The organism is Stenotrophomonas mori (assembly GCF_023556335.1).
GTDB classification, from domain to species: domain Bacteria; phylum Pseudomonadota; class Gammaproteobacteria; order Xanthomonadales; family Xanthomonadaceae; genus Stenotrophomonas; species Stenotrophomonas mori.
Genome location: NZ_JAIKTS010000002.1, coordinates 432,408 through 449,499, shown reverse-complemented (window position 1 = coordinate 449,499; position 17,092 = coordinate 432,408). Strand labels below are relative to the sequence as shown.

The 17,092-nt window shown below is 65.9% G+C and carries 16 protein-coding genes; 5 read left to right on the top strand and 11 right to left on the bottom strand.

From position 1 onward, the window contains the following. Positions 1–65 precede the first annotated feature (65 nt). A complete protein-coding gene (locus K5L01_RS09470) occupies positions 66–338 on the top strand; it encodes a hypothetical protein (RefSeq protein WP_250064167.1) in 273 nt (90 codons plus the stop codon). Further along, positions 335–1,090, top strand: a complete 756-nt coding sequence (locus tag K5L01_RS09465) for a pyridoxine 5'-phosphate synthase (RefSeq protein ID WP_250064125.1) — start codon at positions 335–337, stop codon at positions 1,088–1,090. Before K5L01_RS09470 ends, K5L01_RS09465 begins: the two co-directional genes overlap by 4 nt. A gap of 274 nt (positions 1,091–1,364) precedes the next feature. Here K5L01_RS09465 and K5L01_RS09460 read toward each other — a convergent pair whose 3' ends face one another. From K5L01_RS09460 to dnaA, 11 genes are all read right to left on the bottom strand, one after another. After that, a complete protein-coding gene (locus tag K5L01_RS09460) occupies positions 1,365–1,775 on the bottom strand; it encodes an ExbD/TolR family protein (RefSeq protein ID WP_250064124.1) in 411 nt (136 codons plus the stop codon). Positions 1,776–1,778: 3 nt separating this feature from the next. Further along, the gene (locus tag K5L01_RS09455) at positions 1,779–2,204 is read right to left on the bottom strand and encodes an ExbD/TolR family protein (RefSeq protein WP_250064123.1); all 426 of its coding nucleotides are present in this window, start codon (positions 2,202–2,204) and stop codon (positions 1,779–1,781) included. 45 nt (positions 2,205–2,249) lie between these two features. After that, complete coding sequence (gene exbB, locus K5L01_RS09450) at positions 2,250–2,993, bottom strand: TonB-system energizer ExbB (RefSeq protein WP_250064122.1); 744 nt, start codon at positions 2,991–2,993, stop codon at positions 2,250–2,252. An 89-nt stretch (positions 2,994–3,082) separates the two neighbouring features. Then, positions 3,083–3,754: an energy transducer TonB gene (locus tag K5L01_RS09445; RefSeq protein ID WP_425603871.1), complete on the bottom strand. Its 672-nt coding sequence runs from the start codon at positions 3,752–3,754 to the stop codon at positions 3,083–3,085. Between the two features lie 145 nt (positions 3,755–3,899). Then, on the bottom strand, positions 3,900–5,096 hold the full coding sequence (locus K5L01_RS09440; RefSeq protein WP_250064121.1) for a tetratricopeptide repeat protein: 1,197 nt from the start codon (positions 5,094–5,096) through the stop codon (positions 3,900–3,902). Positions 5,097–5,252: 156 nt separating this feature from the next. Continuing rightward, a complete protein-coding gene (locus K5L01_RS09435; RefSeq protein ID WP_250064120.1) occupies positions 5,253–6,065 on the bottom strand; it encodes a M48 family metallopeptidase in 813 nt (270 codons plus the stop codon). A gap of 50 nt (positions 6,066–6,115) precedes the next feature. Further along, positions 6,116–6,952, bottom strand: a complete 837-nt coding sequence (locus K5L01_RS09430; protein ID WP_250064119.1) for a CPBP family intramembrane glutamic endopeptidase — start codon at positions 6,950–6,952, stop codon at positions 6,116–6,118. Positions 6,953–7,025: 73 nt separating this feature from the next. Then, entirely contained in the window at positions 7,026–9,485 is a 2,460-nt protein-coding gene (gene gyrB, locus K5L01_RS09425; RefSeq protein WP_250064118.1) for a DNA topoisomerase (ATP-hydrolyzing) subunit B, read from the bottom strand. Positions 9,486–9,594: 109 nt separating this feature from the next. Beyond that, positions 9,595–10,689 (bottom strand): DNA replication/repair protein RecF, encoded by a 1,095-nt coding sequence (recF, locus tag K5L01_RS09420; RefSeq protein WP_250064117.1) that lies wholly within the window; start codon positions 10,687–10,689, stop codon positions 9,595–9,597. A gap of 989 nt (positions 10,690–11,678) precedes the next feature. Next, positions 11,679–12,779 (bottom strand): DNA polymerase III subunit beta, encoded by a 1,101-nt coding sequence (gene dnaN, locus K5L01_RS09415; RefSeq protein WP_250064116.1) that lies wholly within the window; start codon positions 12,777–12,779, stop codon positions 11,679–11,681. A 367-nt stretch (positions 12,780–13,146) separates the two neighbouring features. Then, on the bottom strand, positions 13,147–14,478 hold the full coding sequence (gene dnaA / locus K5L01_RS09410) for a chromosomal replication initiator protein DnaA (RefSeq protein WP_250064115.1): 1,332 nt from the start codon (positions 14,476–14,478) through the stop codon (positions 13,147–13,149). Positions 14,479–14,732: 254 nt separating this feature from the next. Between dnaA and rpmH the strand changes: the two genes are divergently transcribed. The 3 genes from rpmH to yidC are packed head-to-tail and all read left to right on the top strand — an operon-like array spanning position 14,733 to position 17,079. Beyond that, positions 14,733–14,873 (top strand): 50S ribosomal protein L34, encoded by a 141-nt coding sequence (gene rpmH, locus K5L01_RS09405; RefSeq protein ID WP_006404565.1) that lies wholly within the window; start codon positions 14,733–14,735, stop codon positions 14,871–14,873. Positions 14,874–14,911: 38 nt separating this feature from the next. Continuing rightward, a complete protein-coding gene (rnpA, locus tag K5L01_RS09400; protein ID WP_250064114.1) occupies positions 14,912–15,373 on the top strand; it encodes a ribonuclease P protein component in 462 nt (153 codons plus the stop codon). Next, a complete protein-coding gene (gene yidC, locus K5L01_RS09395) occupies positions 15,373–17,079 on the top strand; it encodes a membrane protein insertase YidC (protein WP_250064113.1) in 1,707 nt (568 codons plus the stop codon). Before rnpA ends, yidC begins: the two co-directional genes overlap by 1 nt. Positions 17,080–17,092 lie beyond the last annotated feature (13 nt).

The window sequence follows — 17,092 nt, the reverse complement described above, 5'->3', positions numbered from 1 at the left end:
GCCCGTTGCGTGGAACGCGGCGGGCAAAGGCCGCTACACTCGCCCGGTCACCGGGGGAGAATGCAATGCACTGGCTGTTCCTGGCGCTCGCACTGGGCGCCCTGGTCCTGGCGGTCACGACCACCCAAGCATGGCTGCTGCTGTGCTCGCTGCTGGCGGCGGTCGCGCTGCTGCTGCTGTGGCTGAAGGGGCTGTACGCGGCCCGGGTCGGTGGCCGCCTGCAGGCGCCGCCGCCGGCGCTTCATCCGGCCGAACAGGACGCACTGCGCGCGCAGCTGCGTGCGCGCACGTCGTCCAGCCACTCCCCCTCCCTGTCCGAAGAACGTTCTCCGCCATGACTTCCCTCAGCGTCAACGTCAACAAGATCGCCGTGCTGCGCAATTCCCGAGGCGGCAACGACCCGGACGTGCTGCGTGCCGCCGCCACCTGCCTGGAGGCGGGTGCCGACGGCATCACCGTGCACCCGCGACCCGACCAGCGCCATATCCGCAGCGACGATGTCCTGGCCCTGTCCGCGCTCACCCGGGAGCACGCGGTCGAGTTCAACATCGAAGGCAATCCGTTCGCGCCACCGCGGCCGGGCTACCCCGGGCTGCTGCCGCTGTGCGCGGAGACCCGACCGGCGCAGGCGACCCTGGTACCCGATGGCGACGGCCAGCTGACCTCCGACCACGGCTTCGACTTCGCCCGCGATGGCGAGCGCCTGCGCCCGCTGATCGCCGAGCTCAAGAGCTACGGTTGTCGGGTCAGCCTGTTCGTCGATGCCGGCAACCCCGACATCGCCACGGCAGCCGCGATCGGCGCGGACCGTATCGAGCTGTATACCGGCCCCTATGCCGACGCCTTCGCAGCCGGCCCGACGCAGGCGGCGCTGGAGCTGTTCGCGGATGCCGCGCGGCGGGCACACGCCGCGGGCCTGGGCGTCAACGCCGGCCACGACCTGTCGCAGGCCAATCTCGGCCGCTTCCTGCAGCATGTTCCACAGGTGCTGGAAGTCTCCATCGGCCATGCGCTGATCGGCGAAGCGCTGTACGACGGACTCGATGCGACGGTGAAGGCCTACCTGGCGGTGATCGGCCCCCAGCGCTGAGCCGCCCGCCTGCCGCAGCAGGCACTGACGCAAGCGGGGCAACTTCGGCGGGATCCTCATGGATTCCGCTGCATGCGCATGGCCGCCGCCGTGCTCGCCCTGGATCGCCCCGCAGTCCGCAAGCGGCGTCGGGTCAGCCACCGCTGGGGTGGGGGACGCCGCAGGCCGGCATGGCGCGGCTGCACCAGCACAGCCGCGATGCCCGAGCGGAACAAAAAAAACGCCCCCGGCTAGCGGGGGCGTTTTCCAGTCGCGTCATGACTTGGGTATTGCGTTACTGCACGAAACCGATCTTCTTCATCTGCGCGTTCTTGGCCTGGGCCAGGATCCGCGCCATGACTTCGTACTCGGAATCGGGGTTGGCATCGATACGGAGTTCCGGCTGGTTGGTCGGATCCTTCTGTACCTCTTCCTCCATCCGCTGCTGCAGCTCTCCCACGTTCACCGGGCTGTTGTTCCAGTAGACCTGGTTGCTGGCATCGACCCGCAGCTCGATCGGCGGCGGCGGTTCGCGCAGCTGCGGCGGCGGGTTGATCACCCGCTGCGGCAGGTCCACGGAGATCGGATACGTCATGATCGGCGCGGTCACGATGAAGATGATCAGCAGCACCAGCATCACGTCCACGAGGGGCGTGACGTTGATGTCGGCCATCGGGCCCCTGTTTCCACCACTACTGAATGCCATCGCTTATTGCCCCTTTTCTTTGGTGGCAACGAAACCGACGTCCAGCATGCCCTGGCTCTGCGCGATCTTGGTCACCTCGTTGATCACGCTCATCTTGGTGGTCTTGTCACCACGCAGATTGAGGGGCGGCTGCGGCGTCTGCTGGGCAGCAGTGGCGAAACGCGACTCGAGCGTGTCCTTGGTCACGGGCTCATCGTTCCAGTACAGCGAACCGTCTTCCTTGACTGCCACCGTGATCGGGCCCGAGCGCTTTTCGGCATCGTCCGGATTGATGTTCAGGTTGGCCTCGGGCAGCTCCACCTGGACCTTGTGGGACATCAGGGGAGCCGTGATGATGAAGATGATCAGCAGCACCAGCATCACGTCCACGAGGGGCGTGACGTTGATGTCGGCCATGGGGCCGGCGCTGTTACCACTACTGAAAGCCATAACGGGCTCCGTCTATATCGTTGCGAGGACTACTCGGCCGACGGCTCAGCGGACGCGCGAGCCGGTGGCGAAGAAGTCGTGCAGATCGTGCGCGAAGGTGTCGAACTTGCTGACGGTCGCGCTGTTGATCTTGCTGAAGAAGTTGAAGGCGAACACCGCCGGAATCGCAACGAACAGACCGATGGCGGTCATGATCAGTGCTTCACCCACCGGGCCGGCAACGGCGTCGATCGAGGCCGAACCGGTCGCACCGATCTTGATCAGGGCGCCGTAGATGCCCCACACCGTACCCAGCAGACCCACGAACGGAGCGGTCGCACCGACGGTGGCCAGCAGGATCATGCCGCCCTGCAGGTTGTTGGCTTCGCGGGTCACGGCCTGGCGCAGGGCGCGATCGACGAACTCCGAACGGCTCAGGGTCTCGCCGGCACCAGCCTGCTGGTGGTGCGCAGCCGCCTGGGCGGCGTCCAGGGCGATCTTCGAGAACGGCTCGGAAGCCGGCTGCTCTTCCATCGCACGGATGGCGTCCTGGGCGTTGGCGGCTTCCCAGAACATGCCCGGCACGCGGTCCGAAGCGGACTTCAGGCGGGTGGAGCGGAAGATGTTGATGACGGTCCAGTACCACGACATCGCCGACATCACGACGAGGGTCAACAGCACGACCCAGGAAACAGCGAACTCACCCGGCTGGGAAGTCATTTCGTGGATCAGATGCTCGAAGCCCATCTGCGAGAGCGCGTTGTTTGCATTGCCCCCGGCAGCAGCGGCGATGAAGATTTCCTGCAGCATGACGCTTACCTTTGTTGTGTGTGGTGTTGATAAAGGGTATGGCTAAAGTCGAACGCTTCCCCGCGGCGGCCCAAGAGCCGCCTTGAGGGTCAGCTCAGCGCAAAGTTGACCGGGACGCGGACGCGGCCAGCCGCCTTCTGCCCATTGATGACAGAAGGGTTGAACTTCCACTTGCGTGCCGCATCCATTGCGGCCCGATCGAGGTCACGGTTACGGCTGGACTTCTCGACGGACACATTGGTGACGTTGCCGCTGGCGTCGACATCAATGATCAGGATGACCTCGCCCTGGATACCGGCGCGGAAAGCGGCCGGCGGGTACCGCGGCGGGTTCATGTTCTTGGACGAGATATCGACGCTGGCCTGGATGTCGGTCGGCGGCGCAGGCGGCGACGGCGGCGACGGCGGCGTCACCACGTCGTTCGGACGGGGCTCCGGGATGTCGACCACCGGGGCTTCCGGCGGCGGCGGCAGCGGCGAGGGCTTCGGCGGCGCCAGGTTCTTGACCGGCGGCGGCGGGGTGTCCTGCGGCGGCGGCGGCGGCGGCGGCGGCGGTGGCGGCGGCGGAGCGTCGACCAGCGTCACCATGACGTTGCGTTCCTTCTCCTTGGCGGCCTTGGGAGCCACGGCGGGGATCAGGAGCATCATCAGGGCTGCCAGATGGAGTGCGATTACGAATGCGATGCCGGCGATGCGGGGCCAGCTCAACCCCGGCTCTTTCTCGCCGTCATACCTGTGGTGGAAAACCAGTTGTTCCGTCATGCGCCAAGAACTCGTTAGTGGGGCCGGGGCGGCGATATCCGACACCCCTGATTCAGCGGTGCATGACACCGCAGGAACCTCCAAGCTTATACCAATCCTGACCGGCTGCGCATCACAAATGCAGTGGTTCAGGCGTTATTACTGCTTACTTCAGATTGATGATCTTGTTCGCATCGGCAGGGTTCCTGACCCCCTTCGCCAAGGCGTCCCGGGCGGCCTGCTTGGCTTCCGGAATCCGATCTTCTGAGTGCAGTACGCGCGCCAGATTCAAGTAGGTCTCGCCATCCTTGGAGAGCGGGGCAGCGTTCTGCCACGCCTCGATGGCCTGCGGGATCTGGTCGGAGTAGTAGTACGACTGGGCCAGCGCCAGGTAGACCTGGTAGTCCGGCTTGAGGATGCCGTTGGAAAGGCCCTCGTTGATCACCGCAATGACGTCCCGTTCTTTGTTCTCGGTGTTGGCGTAGATGGAGTACAACTGCTTGTACTCGCGCTCTTCAGTGAGCTGTCCGGTCGTACGCAGCGCGTCCATCACCGCGGCGGCCTTGTCCATCTGGTCGGCCTGCATGTACATGCTGGCGAGATTCAATTGGGCCTTCTTGTCGGCCGGGTTCCTGGCGGCGAGCGCCTCGGCTTCCTTGACCGCTTCGCCGGTCTGGCCGGCTTCGGAATAGGCCGCCATGAGCAGCTGGTTCCAGTTGTCCTTGGGATCGCTGGAGGCGTCGATGGCCGCCTTGAGGACCGGAATGGCCTCGGCGTACTTCTCGGTCTGGTACAGGGCCTGGCCCTTGATCACCAGCTCCTCGGGCTTCTGCGACCCCGATTCGGCGAAGTACTTGTCCAGGTTGGCCAGGCCTTCGGCGTACTGCTCGTCCTGCAGCTGCAGCTGCGCCAGCATCAGCAGCGCCTGCAGGTGGCCGTTGTTGTCGAGCTGGTTCAGCGCGACCGCCTGCTCCAGGTACTGCTTGGCCGCGGCGCTGTCGTCCAGGTTGTAGGCCGCCTGCGACGCCAGCTGGTTGGCGACCGCCTTGTCGTATTCGTTGGCACTGTCGGCGGCGATGATCTCTTCGGCGAGCGTGCGCGTCTGCTCGAAGTCGTCCTTGTTGTAGGCGGCGAACAGCTTCTGCAGCTTGCCGCCCATCTTCGAGGACGCCTTGGCCTTGGGCTCTTCGCGGGTGGCCTCCGGGTACAGCACCTCGGCCCGGGCCGAATCGCGCCCCCGGCGTTCGTTGCCGGAACGGTCCGACGAGCGCGCCTGGGCGGCGGCATCGGCAACCACGGCACCACCGAGCACGGTTGCGATGAGGACGGAAAGCAGAACCTGCTTATGGCTGCGGGAGATCATGTGGGGTCACCTCGATGAAACCGCGGGGGCGGTGCTGAAACGGAGAGTCTGGTGGAGCAGAGCCCCCAAACGTAACAGAAATAATTTGACGGAGAAATCACTTCCGATGCTGTAGTGCATCAATCCGCGGGGGTCCGGAGCGGCCATGCGCGTCGCTCAACCGCAACGGGGCGTACGCCCCGCCGCACGGGCCTGTCGGTAGACGGGCTCCAGCGCGGGGATGTCGCGCTGCAGTTCGCGGATCCGGTTGGCGGGATCGGGGTGGGTGGACAGCCATTGCGGCGACCGTGCGCCTCCCGCCGCCATCATGTTCTGCCACAGGTCCACCGCCTGCGCGGGGTTGAAGCCCGCCTGCGCCATCAACCGCTGGCCGACGATGTCGGCTTCGCTTTCCTGGGTGCGCGAGTTCGGCAGCAGGAAGCCGGTCTGCGCGACGATGCCGCCGCCCTGGGTCACCAGCTGCCCATAGTCGCCGGCCAGCGCGCCGGCGATCTGCAGCAGGCTCGATGCCCCCATCTGCCGTGTCATGCGCTCTTCATGGTGGCGGGAGATGACGTGCCCGATTTCATGGCCGATCACCGCCGCCAGCTGATCCTGGCTCTTGGCCACGCTGAAGATGCCACTGTTCACTCCGACCTTGCCGCCCGGCAGCGCGAACGCGTTCGGTTCGTTGTCGGCGAACAGGGCCGTCTCCCAGCGCACTCCCCGGTACTGCTGGGGCAGCTCCGCCACCAGCGCGTTGACCACGCACTGCACGTAGGCGTTCTGCTGGCCGTCGCGGCTCAACGGTTTCTTGGCCTTGGTCTCGGCGAAGGCCTGCGCGCCCAGCTGGTCCAGCTGCGCCTGCGAGTAGCCGCCGACCAGCTGCCGGCGCCCGGTCGGCGAAGTGGTGGTCGCACAGGAGGCCAGCAGCGCGGCCAGAGCCAGGCCGAGCAACAGGGGAGCGATGGAGGGGAATCCCTTGTTCATGTCCGCAGTGTGCGAGCGTGCAGCTTAAATTTCCGTCAATCGGGAAGCGGCTAGGGCACCCCGAGGAAAACCAGCGCGGCCAGGGCGATGGCGTTGTTGAGACCGTGCGCGACGATGGCGGCCCAGAGCGTGCCGGTCCGCCGGTACAACCAGGCGAACGCGATGCCCATGCCGCCATAGACCAGCCACAGCTGCGCGATCTCCGCGGGGCCGTTGGCGCTGGTGCCGGGAATCTCATGGATGAATGCGAACGCCGCGCCACTGAGCAGCATGCCCAGCCAGGGCCGGCCGGCAGCCCAGAGCCGGCCGAACAGCACCCGCCGGAACAGCAGCTCCTCATATGCGGGCGCCAGCAGCACTGCAAACACCACCAGAAACACCGGATAGCGGGCGAGCGCCTCTTCCATGAGCGAGAGGTTGGTGGGCACCGGTTCGACGCCCAGCTGCTTGCCCAGCCAGCCGGCCAGACTGCTGCCGACGAACACCCCGGCCGCCACCAGCAGGGTCCAGCCCCAGGTGGAACCGCGCCGCACCGCATGGCGCGACGCCGCACGCTCGGCGGGTGTGGCCCGCCGGCGCCACAGATACAGGGCCAGGGCGGTTCCGCCGGTGGCGACCAGGGCGATCAGCATCTGCGCAAGGGCGCCTGGCTGGCCGAGCGTGGAGAACGCGCTGACGTCGGGGGCCTGTCCGGCGCGTGCGGCCTCCACGCCGACCATGAAGCCGCGCCACAGCCCCCAGAACAGCCCGCACAACAGGCTCAGCCCCATCAGCAGCACGGTGGCCAACAGCACGTCCAGTCCGAACCCCAGTACGGGCGAACCGGTCGGCGCGGGCACGGGAGGAGACGCGGGACGGGACGGGCGAAGCGGAGAAGGAACGGTCATCGCAATCCTGTGCGGCAGGCCAGGGAACCAGGCCGGCATGCAACTGCATGCCGGCCTGCGCCGCAGGATTGTGTCAGATATCCAGATTGGTGACCTTCAGCGCATTGTCCTCGATGAAGTCGCGGCGCGGCTCGACCACGTCGCCCATCAGGGTGCTGAAGATCTGGTCGGCAGCCACCGCATCCTCGATGCGTACCTGCAGCAGGCGACGGGTATCCGGATTGACCGTGGTATCCCACAGCTGTTCCGGATTCATCTCGCCCAGGCCCTTGAAGCGCTGGATCTGGCGGCCCTTCTTGGCCTCCTCCATCAACCAGGCCTGGGCCTGGGCGAAGCCGGTGATCTCCGCCGAGCGGTTGCCGCGGTTGATGCTGGCGCCTTCCCGGACCAGGCCGTGCAACAGCTGCGCCGCCTGGTGCAGTGGGCGCAGCTCGCCGGATTCGAAGGCCGCCAGCGGCAGGACCTGGATGTGTTCCTCGCCCATGTGGCGACGGGTCACCAGCAGCGCGGCCGGACGCTGTTCGTTCGGCTCCTGCAGGGTGAGGGTGAAACGCGGGGTTCCCAGGCTGCCCTGGTTCAGGCGCTTGGCCAGCGCCTGCAGGCCCTCGTCCGCCGCCGCACCGCGCAGGCTCTCCAGGTCCAGCGGCATGAAGTCGACCAGCGCTTCGAGAACCGTCCGGTCGTAGCGGTGGGCATTGCGGCTGATGGCTTCCTGCGCGCTGGCGTAGGTCATCAACAGCTTTTCCAGCGCGACGCCCTCGATCGGCGGCTCGCCCGCGGCCGGGATCAGCGAGGCGTTTTCCACCGCGCTGTTGGCCAGGTAGGCGTCCAGCGCCGGATCGTCCTTGAGGTACAGCTCGGTCTTGCCCTGCTTGATCTTGTACAGCGGCGGCAGGCCGATGTAGACGTAACCGCGCTCGATCAGCTCCGGCATCTGCCGGTAGAAGAAGGTCAGCAGCAGGGTGCGGATATGGGCGCCGTCGACGTCGGCGTCGGTCATGATGATGATCTTGTGGTAGCGCAGCTTGTCCGGGTTGTACTCATCGCGGCCGATGCCGGTGCCCAGCGCCGTGATCAGCGTGCCCACCTGGTCGGAGGACAGCATGCGGTCGAAGCGGGCGCGCTCCACGTTGAGGATCTTGCCGCGCAGCGGCAGCACCGCCTGGTTCTTGCGGTTGCGGCCCTGCTTGGCCGAGCCACCCGCCGAGTCACCCTCGACGATGAACAGTTCGGACAGCGCGGGATCCTTTTCCTGGCAGTCGGCCAGCTTGCCCGGCAGCCCGGCGATGTCCAGCGCGCCCTTGCGGCGGGTCAGGTCGCGGGCCTTGCGCGCCGCTTCGCGCGCGCGCGCGGCATCGACGATCTTGCCGGCGATGGCCTTGGCTTCGTTCGGGTTCTCCTGCAGGAACTCTTCCAGGCGCGCGCCGAATGCGTTCTCCACGGCCGGGCGCACGTCGGAGCTGACCAGTTTTTCCTTGGTCTGGCTGGAGAAGCTGGGATCGGGCACCTTCACCGACAGCACCGCGATCATGCCTTCGCGCATGTCGTCGCCGGTCAGGCTGATCTTGGCCTGCTTGGCGATGCCGTTCTTCTCGATGTAGTTGCTCAGCACCCGCGTCAACGCGCCGCGGAAACCGGCCAGATGGGTGCCGCCATCCTTCTGCGGGATGTTGTTGGTGAAGCAGTACATCGTCTCCTGGTAGGAGTCGGTCCACTGCAGGGCCACTTCCACGGTGATGTTGTTGTGTTCGCCTACGACCGAGATGACATTCGGGTGCAGCGGCGTCTTCAGCTGCGCCAGATGCTCCACGAAGCTCTTGATGCCGCCCTCGTAGTGGAAGTCGTCATGGCGGCCTTCGCCACGCTCGTCGGTCAGGGTGATCTTGACGCCGGAATTGAGGAAGGACAGCTCGCGCAGCCGGCGGGCCAGGATGTCGTAATGGAACTCGGCATTGGTGCTGAACGCCTGGAGGGACGGCCAGAAGCGCACCAGCGTACCGCGGCGGGTCGTCGGCTCGACGACCGCCAGCGGCCCCAGCGCGACCCCGTTGCTGTATTCCTGCTGGTAGTGCGAGCCGCCCTGGTAGATATCCAGCAGCAGCTTCTCCGACAAGGCATTGACCACACTGACACCGACACCGTGCAGGCCGCCGGAAACCTTGTAGCTGTTGTCGTCGAACTTGCCGCCGGCATGCAGGACGGTCATCACCACTTCGGCCGCGGAGACCTCGCGACCGAGCTTCTGGCTCATCTGCTCGTGCTTGCCCGCCGGGATGCCGCGGCCATTGTCCGAGACCGAAACCGAGCCGTCGGCGTGGATGGTCACGCGGACGTTGTCGGCGTGACCGGCCAATGCTTCGTCGATGGAGTTGTCGACGACCTCGAACACCATGTGGTGCAGGCCGGTGCCGTCATGGACATCGCCGATGTACATGCCTGGACGCTTGCGGACGGCCTCCAGGCCTTCCAATGCAGTGATGCTGTTGGCGTCGTAGTTGCCGTTGCTGACCGGGGTGTTCTGTTCTTCGCTCATTGCGCTTGCCGTAGGCTCCGCAGGTCACACAGCCGTCCTGGGACGGAGCGTGAGGGATGGGGTGTAGCCGGACGATTATACCCGCCGACCGGAATCGCGCCCTGAAGGCTCATTCGACCAGGGTCGCGTTGCCATGTTCCACGTGGAACCGGACTGCAGGGCGCAGGGAGCCCGCCAGCCCACTGGGGGTTTCCGTCGCAGTGATGAAGACCTGCGCCGGCGTATCCCGCAGCTGCCCGAGGACCCGTTCCTGGTGCTCGCGATCCAGCTCTGCCGCCAGGTCGTCCAGCGCGATCACCGGCCATTCGCCACGCTGCCCCGCATAATCAGCCGCCTGCGCAAGCAGGCAGGAGAGGGCGGTGAGCTTGGCCTGTCCCCGCGAGAGCGCATCGCGACCGGGGATGGTGGCGAACTCCACGCTCCAGTCTGCCCGGTGGGGGCCCACCGAGGTGTAGCCGGCAGCGCGGTCACGGTCCCGCGCCAGCAACAGGGCGTCCGCCAAGGACAGTTCATGCCGGCGCCAGCCAGCCTGGAGGTGAAGCGCCCGCAGTTCCAGCCCCGGCGCCAGGGTTGCCGCGATCGCGACCGTCCGGGCCTGCAGGCGCTCCAGGTAGTCCTGGCGCCGCAAGGTCATCGGCTCGCCGGCATCGGCAAGCTCCGCATCCCATGCGTCGAGTTGCCGTGGTGCCGCGCCCGCCTTCAAAAGTGCATTGCGTTGCTTCAACGCCCGGGTGTAGCGCCGCCACATGGCCAGGAAATCAGGTTCCACGTGGAACAAGCCCCAATCAATGAAACGACGACGCGTTTCTCCCCCGCCACTCACCAACGCATGGCTGCCCGGCTCGAACGTGACCACGGCCAGAGCAGCACAAAGGGTGCCGAGCTGATGCACGTCGTCGCCGTCCAACCGGCCTGTCCAGGCCTGTCCGCTGTGGCGCAGACCGGCGCGACGGCCGACCATCATCCCGCCTTGCCGCTCCTGCCACTCCACGAACACCTCCAGGTGTTCGGCCCCCTTCCGTACCAGGCCGTCCCGGACCCGGCCTCGGAAGCTGCGGCCGTAGGCCATCAGATGCAGCGCTTCCAGCAGGCTGGTCTTGCCCGCGCCATTGCCGCCGGTGATCAGGTTGATGCCCTGCCGCGGCGAGAGCGCCACCGAATCGAATCGACGCAGGTGGCTCATGGCAAGACGGACGATATGCATTGATGCTCGGGGAAGGACAGGAAACCGCCGCACGGAGCACGGACGGCAAGCTGCTCAGCTTAATGCATCCCGACAACGCCCCGTGCTGGCCCGGATGAACCCGGCCCGCAGCCCTCGGGGTTCGTCCGACCCACGATCAGCAACCTGGACATCCGACTGCAACATGTGGACAAGTCCGGTGGCGACCGGGCGGCATTTGTGGATAACAAACGGCTTTCCAGGGCGTACTCCCGTTATTCACTGCTATCCACAGGATAGATCGGCGCTTTTCCAATGGGTTTCGCCGACATGAATTACTTTAAAATCAACAGCTTGATTGTTTTCTACATGAAATCCACGACTACCACCGCCACCTACAGTCTAGAAATAACTGTATTTAGAAGCTTAAAGACTCAAACGCACAGGCAGGCAACAGGCAGCAACCAAGCCTTCTCGACAGGAGGCGTCCCTGCATTGACCCGACTGGAATGAGGGACATCCGGAGCACTTCCTGGATACCTTGACGCTTCGATCCGCCGCATCCAGGGGACAGCCCGGATCCAGGCGCTCGACAAGCCACGTGGTCGCTGATCACGCCTTTGGACAGATCTCTGTGCTGAAAGGGCGATGTGTTCCACGTGAAACACATCGGATGCCATCGCTCCCCAAGATCATTGATCGCATAGCCCCCACCAATCCTCGACCTGGGAAGGCGCGCCCAGGAAAGGCAGTGGGCATCGCCCTTGAAGCCTGCTCCAGCGGAGCCCGGAACAGCGTTCTCCATCCGCGGGCTTGAAGCCTGGCAGGACCCCCACGGAATTTCCGCTCAAGACATCCCGATGCCAATCCCGCCGGGCGCTCCTGACCGTATCCAGCGCAGAAGCCCTCAGGTTTCCTGAGAGTGCAGGCCCACCAAGCGGCGAGGGAAGGGCACATGGCATCCATGCGGGCGATGCACAAAAAAGCCCGGCAGTTGCCGGGCTCTTTCGTGTTCCACGTGGAACCTCCGGTCAGAGACGCAGGGGCATCACGACATGCCGCGATTTCTCGCTTCCGGCCTCACGCACCAGGGCCGACGAGTTCGAATCGCGCAACTGGATCACCACGAACTCATCGCGCAATGCAGAAAGGGCGTCCAGCAGGTAGTTCACGTTGAAGCCGATGGCCAGGTCGCTGACCTGCGTATCGGCTTCAATTTCTTCCTGGGCCTCTTCCTGCTCCGGGTTGTGCGCGCTGATCTTCAGCTGCCCGGGGGTCACCTCCACCCGTACGCCGCGGTACTTCTCGTTCGACAGGATCGCCGCCCGCTGCAGTGCGGCGCGCAGGCTTTCACGGTCCACCTTCACTTCCCGATCCGCGCCGATCGGAATCACGGCCTCGTAGTCGGGGAACCGGCCATCGATCAGCTTGGAGGTGAAGGTCACATCGTCGCGCTTGACCCGGACGTGGCTGCGGCCCACCTCAAGCTCCACCTCGCGCTCGCCGCCTTCCAGCAGACGCTGCAGCTCGGTGACCCCCTTGCGCGGCACGATGATCTGCCGCTTGGAGCCTGCATTGTTCTCCAGCGCGGTTTCGCACAGTGCCAGGCGGTGGCCGTCGGTCGCCACGCAGCGCAGGAGCTGATCCCGCAGGTCGAACAGCAGGCCATTGAGGTAATAGCGGACGTCCTGCTGCGCCATCGCGAACGCGGTCCGTTCGAGCAGCTCCTTCAGCGCGGCTTCCGGAACCACCATCCGTTCGGTCGCCTCGACTTCATCCACCGACGGGAAGTCGTTGGCCGGCAGCGTGGCCAGCGTGAAGCGGCTGCGCCCGGCCTGCACGGTGATCTTCTCGCCGGTCTGCGACATCACGATCCGGCTGCCGTCGGGCAGTGCCCGGATGATCTCGAACAGCTTGCGCGCCGGGACAGTCGTTTCACCGTCCTGCGCATCCTCGACCGCGATCCTGGAAATCATTTCCACTTCCAGGTCGGTACCGGTCAACGACAACTGTCCGTCCTGGACCTGGACCAGCAGGTTGGCCAGAACCGGAAGGGTCTGGCGACGCTCAACCACGTTGACTACCTGGGCCAACGGCTTGAGGAAGGCTTCGCGTTGCAGTGTGAAACGCATGTGGTTTCGTGCCCCTATGCTTTTAAATATGTGGGTTAAATCAAAAGCTTGGTGGTGCTGGTAGCGCCAGATTTGGCTTAAAACACACTCAAGTCATTGTTTTATAATGATTTCCATGCATTGAAAGCCTCTGTATTAGTCCGCCTGGACCGGTGTGGAAAGCTGTGGATAATTTTCCGCCGGGCGTTCCGGCTGTTCTTATCCACAGATTCCCCAGCGCCTGTCCCCGAATGATGCACGGTTTTGTGCGATGACGCCTGCACACGGGGCGTGCATCATCCGCTTCCCGCCTCCACCACCGTCGCGACCGCCATGTCCCTGCCGTGTTTCCGCCCTGTCGCCCGCCTTGCCGGCGGCCGCGGCCGCCTCACTCGCTGAGCTTTCGGATGAGCTTGTCCCAGTCTTCGCGCAGCTTGCCGTCGCTTTCCATCAACGTGCGGATCTGCCGGCAGGCGTGCAGCACCGTGGTGTGGTCGCGTCCGGCGAAGGCATCGCCGATTTCCGGGAGGCTGTGCTCGGTGAGTTCCTTGGTCAAGGCCATGGCCACCTGGCGTGGACGCGCCAGCGAACGGGTGCGGCGCTTGGACAGCAGGTCCTTGATCTGCAGGCCGTAGTAGTCGGCCACGGTCTTCTGGATGTTCGGGATGCTGATCGCCTGCTGCTGCGCGCGCAGCAGGTCGCGCAGGGTTTCCTGGGCGAACTCGGTGGTGATGGCACGGCCGGTGAAGTTGGCGCGCGCGGTGAGCGTGTTCAGCGCGCCCTCCAGGTCGCGCACGTTCGAGCGCATCTTCTTGGCGATCAGGAAGGCCACGTCGTCGGGGATGTCCGCCCCGCGCTCGCGCGCCTTGGCCAGCACGATCGCGGCGCGGGTCTCGAAGTCCGGCGGCTCGATCGCCACCGACAGGCCCCAGGCCAGCCGTGACTTCAGCCGAGCCTCGAGGCCTTCGACCTCGCGCGGATAGCGGTCGCAGGTCAGGATCAGCTGCTGCTTGCCGTCGAACAGCGCATTGAAGGTGTGGAAGAACTCCTCCTGGGTGCGGTCCTTGCCGGCGAAGAACTGGATGTCGTCGAGCAGCAGCGCGTCCACCTGCTGGAACTGGCGCTTGAACTGGTCCATCGCCTTTTCCTGCAGCGCCCGGATCATCGCACTGAAGAACTGTTCCGAACGCAGGTAGAGCACCCGCGCGGCCGGATTGGCCTGGCGCATCGCATTGCCGGCGGCCAGCATCAGGTGGGTCTTGCCCAGGCCGGTGCCGCCGTACAGCAGCAACGGGTTGTGGGCGCGGTCGCCGGGCTTCTGCGCGGCCTGGAACGCCGCGGCCAGGCCCAGCTGGTTGCTGCGGCCCTCCACGAAGTTGGCGAAGGTGTAGTGCGAATCCAGGTTGCCGTTGAAGGGCACCGGCGGCACCACGCTGGCCACACCGGCCGGCGCCGTGGCGGACGGCGGCGGCGGTTCGGCCAGGCGCGGCCGCGAGCCGATCTCCAGCTGCACGTCGGTGATGTCGGCGAAATACCGCAGCAGCTCGTGGATCCGCGGCAGGTAGCGGTCGCGCACCTGGTCGACGATGAACGCATTCGGGGCGTAGAGCACCATGTTGTCGGCGCGGTGGTCGGCCTGCAGCGGCTTCAACCAGGTGTGGACGTCCTCCGGCGGGAATTCCGCCTCCAGACGTTCGATACAACGGGACCAGGCATCCATCAGCAATAATCGTCGAAGGCTCGTGGAACAGGCGCAGGCAGCCGCCCGGTCCCGGGGCCGGAAAGGGGGGAAGTGGATGGCCCAGACTACCATCGCAAGGGGGAGCCGGGAATGCTTGTCCCCGGGTTGCCAACAGGTTCGTCCACAGCCGGGACGGCGATGCGTGCGCCGCAGGCCCCGCGGCGCTTGACGGCAGGGGCGGGGAATCTATAGAATTTCCGGTTCTTTCCGTCCCATTCATACAAGGTGCCAAAATGGCCACCAAGCGCACGTTCCAACCCAGCAACCTCAAGCGCAAGCGCGACCATGGCTTCCGCGCGCGTATGAAGACCGCCGACGGCCGCAAGATCCTGTCGCGTCGCCGCGCCAAGGGCCGCAAAGTCCTCAGCGCTTGATTGCCTCGCCGCTGCGTGCGGCAGATGCAACCCCGATCGTGATCAGCACCGGCCCGCGCAAGCGATTCCCTCGCTCTGCGCGGGTTCGTACGCGTGCCGAATACACAACGGTCTTCAACGGCGCCCGCCGTGTATCCGACCCCCTGATGACGCTGCACTGGCTGAAAGCGGAAACCCCCGCCCGGCTGGGGCTGGCGGTGTCGCGAAAGGTCGATACGCGGGCGGTCGGCCGCAACCGCATCAAGCGCGTGCTGCGTGACGCAGTACGTCACCTCCGGGCAGACCTGGCCGGGGGCGACTATGTCGTGGTCGCCCGTTCAGCGGCCAAGGTGGCCGGCAACCCACAGATCCGCGAGGCGTTCGAACGCCTGCTTCGCCGTGCCGGCGCATTGCCGGCGGGGGGCACTGACGGCACAATGCCGCCGCGCGGGGGCAACCGCCCCTCTCCTTCCTTGAATGCGCCGGGCGGCCCGCCCGGTCGAGCCGAGCCTGCCTGCTGATGAACCAGACCCGTGTATTCCTGATTTTCGCCTGGCTGATGGTGGCGGTGCTGTTGTGGATGGAATGGGGCCGCGAGAAGAACGCGCCCGATCCGGTGGCCGCCGAGAGCAGCCAGCCGGCCGTACCGGCCGCCGACGATGCCGACCTCGCGCCACCTGCGGCCGGGGACGTGCCCCAGGCCGCGGTGCCCGGCCTGCCGGCGGTGTCCGCCCCGGCGACGGCACCGGCCACCGGCGCCGCGCCGCGGGTGACCGTCACCACCGACGTGCTGAAGCTGGTGCTCGATGGCCGCAGCGTGCTCCAGGCCGACCTGCTGCAGTTCCCGCAGAGCAAGGCCGCCGGCAGCCCGCCGGTGCAGCTGCTGACTGAGGAACGGACGCACCCCTACAGCGCCACCAGCGGCTGGGCCAGCCAGTCCGGCTCGCCGGTACCGGGCGCGGGCGGCTTCCAGCCGGCCCAGGCGGCGCGCGAATACCGCCTGGACGAAGGCCGGGATGAACTGCAGGTGCCCTTCGTCTGGAACGGGCCGGACGGGGTCAGCATCCGCCGCACCTACAGCTTCAAGCGCGGCGACTATGCCGTCGCGGTGAAGGACGAAGTCAGCAATGCCGGCACCACGCCGTGGCAGGGCTACGTGTTCCGCAAGCTCGACCGGGTCCCGGCGATCCTCAGCCGCAGCATGACCAACCCGGACTCCTTCAGCTTCAACGGCGCCACCTGGTACAGCCCGGCCGACGGCTACCAGCGCCGGGCGTTCTCCGACTTCCTCAAGGACGGCAACCTCAACCAGACCATCAGCGATGGCTGGCTGGCGATGCTGCAGCACCACTTCTTCACCGCCTGGATCCCGCAGGCCGACCAGGCCTCGCTGTACCTGCTCTCGCAGAATGGCCCGCGCAACGTGGTCGAGGCGCGTGGCCCGGGCTTCACCGTCGCCCCCGGGCAGCAGGTGAGCACGCAGGCGCGCCTGTGGGTCGGTCCGAAGCTGGTCGACCAGATCGCCAAGGAAGACGTGAAGGGGCTGGAGCGCGTGGTCGACTACAGCCGCTTCTCGCTGATGGCGATCATCGGCCAGGGGCTGTTCTGGGTCATGAACCAGGTCCACAAGCTGGTGGGCAACTGGGGCTGGTCGATCATCGGCCTGGTGATCCTGCTCAAGCTGGCGCTGTTCCCGCTGGCCAACGCGCAGTACAAGTCGCAGGCCAAGATGCGCAAGTTCCAGCCGCGCATCGCACAGCTCAAGGAGCGCTATGGCGATGACCGCCAGAAGTTCCAGACCGCGATGATGGAGCTGTACAAGAAAGAGAAGATCAATCCGATGGGCGGCTGCCTGCCGCTGCTGATCCAGATGCCGATCTTCTTCGCCCTGTACTGGGTGCTGGTGGAATCGGTGGAACTGCGCCAGGCACCGTGGTTCGCCTGGATCCAGGACCTGACCGCGCGCGATCCCTACTTCATCCTGCCGGTGATCAACGTGGCGGTGATGTGGTTCACGCAGAAGCTGACGCCGGCCCCGGGCATGGATCCGATGCAGCAGAAGATGATGCAGCTGATGCCGCTGGTGTTCGGCGTGATGATGGCCTTCATGCCGTCCGGTTTGGTGCTGTACTGGGTGGTCAACGGTGGCCTGAGCCTGGCCCAGCAGTGGTGGATGACCAAGAAGCACGGCGAGCACACGCCGCCGGCCAAGGCCGAAGCCAAGTAACCCGGAAAGCCCG

Coding starts and splice junctions, on each gene's coding strand:
- K5L01_RS09455 (WP_250064123.1), bottom strand. CDS start 2,204: ATGGCTTTCAGTAGTGGTAACAGCGCCGGCCCCATGGCCGACATCAAC.
- gyrB (WP_250064118.1), bottom strand. CDS start 9,485: ATGAGCGAAGAACAGAACACCCCGGTCAGCAACGGCAACTACGACGCC.
- exbB (WP_250064122.1), bottom strand. CDS start 2,993: ATGCTGCAGGAAATCTTCATCGCCGCTGCTGCCGGGGGCAATGCAAAC.
- K5L01_RS09435 (WP_250064120.1), bottom strand. CDS start 6,065: ATGAACAAGGGATTCCCCTCCATCGCTCCCCTGTTGCTCGGCCTGGCT.
- K5L01_RS09440 (WP_250064121.1), bottom strand. CDS start 5,096: ATGATCTCCCGCAGCCATAAGCAGGTTCTGCTTTCCGTCCTCATCGCA.
- K5L01_RS09470 (WP_250064167.1), top strand. CDS start 66: ATGCACTGGCTGTTCCTGGCGCTCGCACTGGGCGCCCTGGTCCTGGCG.
- dnaA (WP_250064115.1), bottom strand. CDS start 14,478: ATGGATGCCTGGTCCCGTTGTATCGAACGTCTGGAGGCGGAATTCCCG.
- K5L01_RS09460 (WP_250064124.1), bottom strand. CDS start 1,775: ATGGCATTCAGTAGTGGTGGAAACAGGGGCCCGATGGCCGACATCAAC.
- K5L01_RS09430 (WP_250064119.1), bottom strand. CDS start 6,952: ATGACCGTTCCTTCTCCGCTTCGCCCGTCCCGTCCCGCGTCTCCTCCC.
- K5L01_RS09445 (WP_425603871.1), bottom strand. CDS start 3,754: ATGACGGAACAACTGGTTTTCCACCACAGGTATGACGGCGAGAAAGAG.
- yidC (WP_250064113.1), top strand. CDS start 15,373: ATGAACCAGACCCGTGTATTCCTGATTTTCGCCTGGCTGATGGTGGCG.
- rpmH (WP_006404565.1), top strand. CDS start 14,733: ATGGCCACCAAGCGCACGTTCCAACCCAGCAACCTCAAGCGCAAGCGC.
- recF (WP_250064117.1), bottom strand. CDS start 10,689: ATGCATATCGTCCGTCTTGCCATGAGCCACCTGCGTCGATTCGATTCG.
- K5L01_RS09465 (WP_250064125.1), top strand. CDS start 335: ATGACTTCCCTCAGCGTCAACGTCAACAAGATCGCCGTGCTGCGCAAT.
- dnaN (WP_250064116.1), bottom strand. CDS start 12,779: ATGCGTTTCACACTGCAACGCGAAGCCTTCCTCAAGCCGTTGGCCCAG.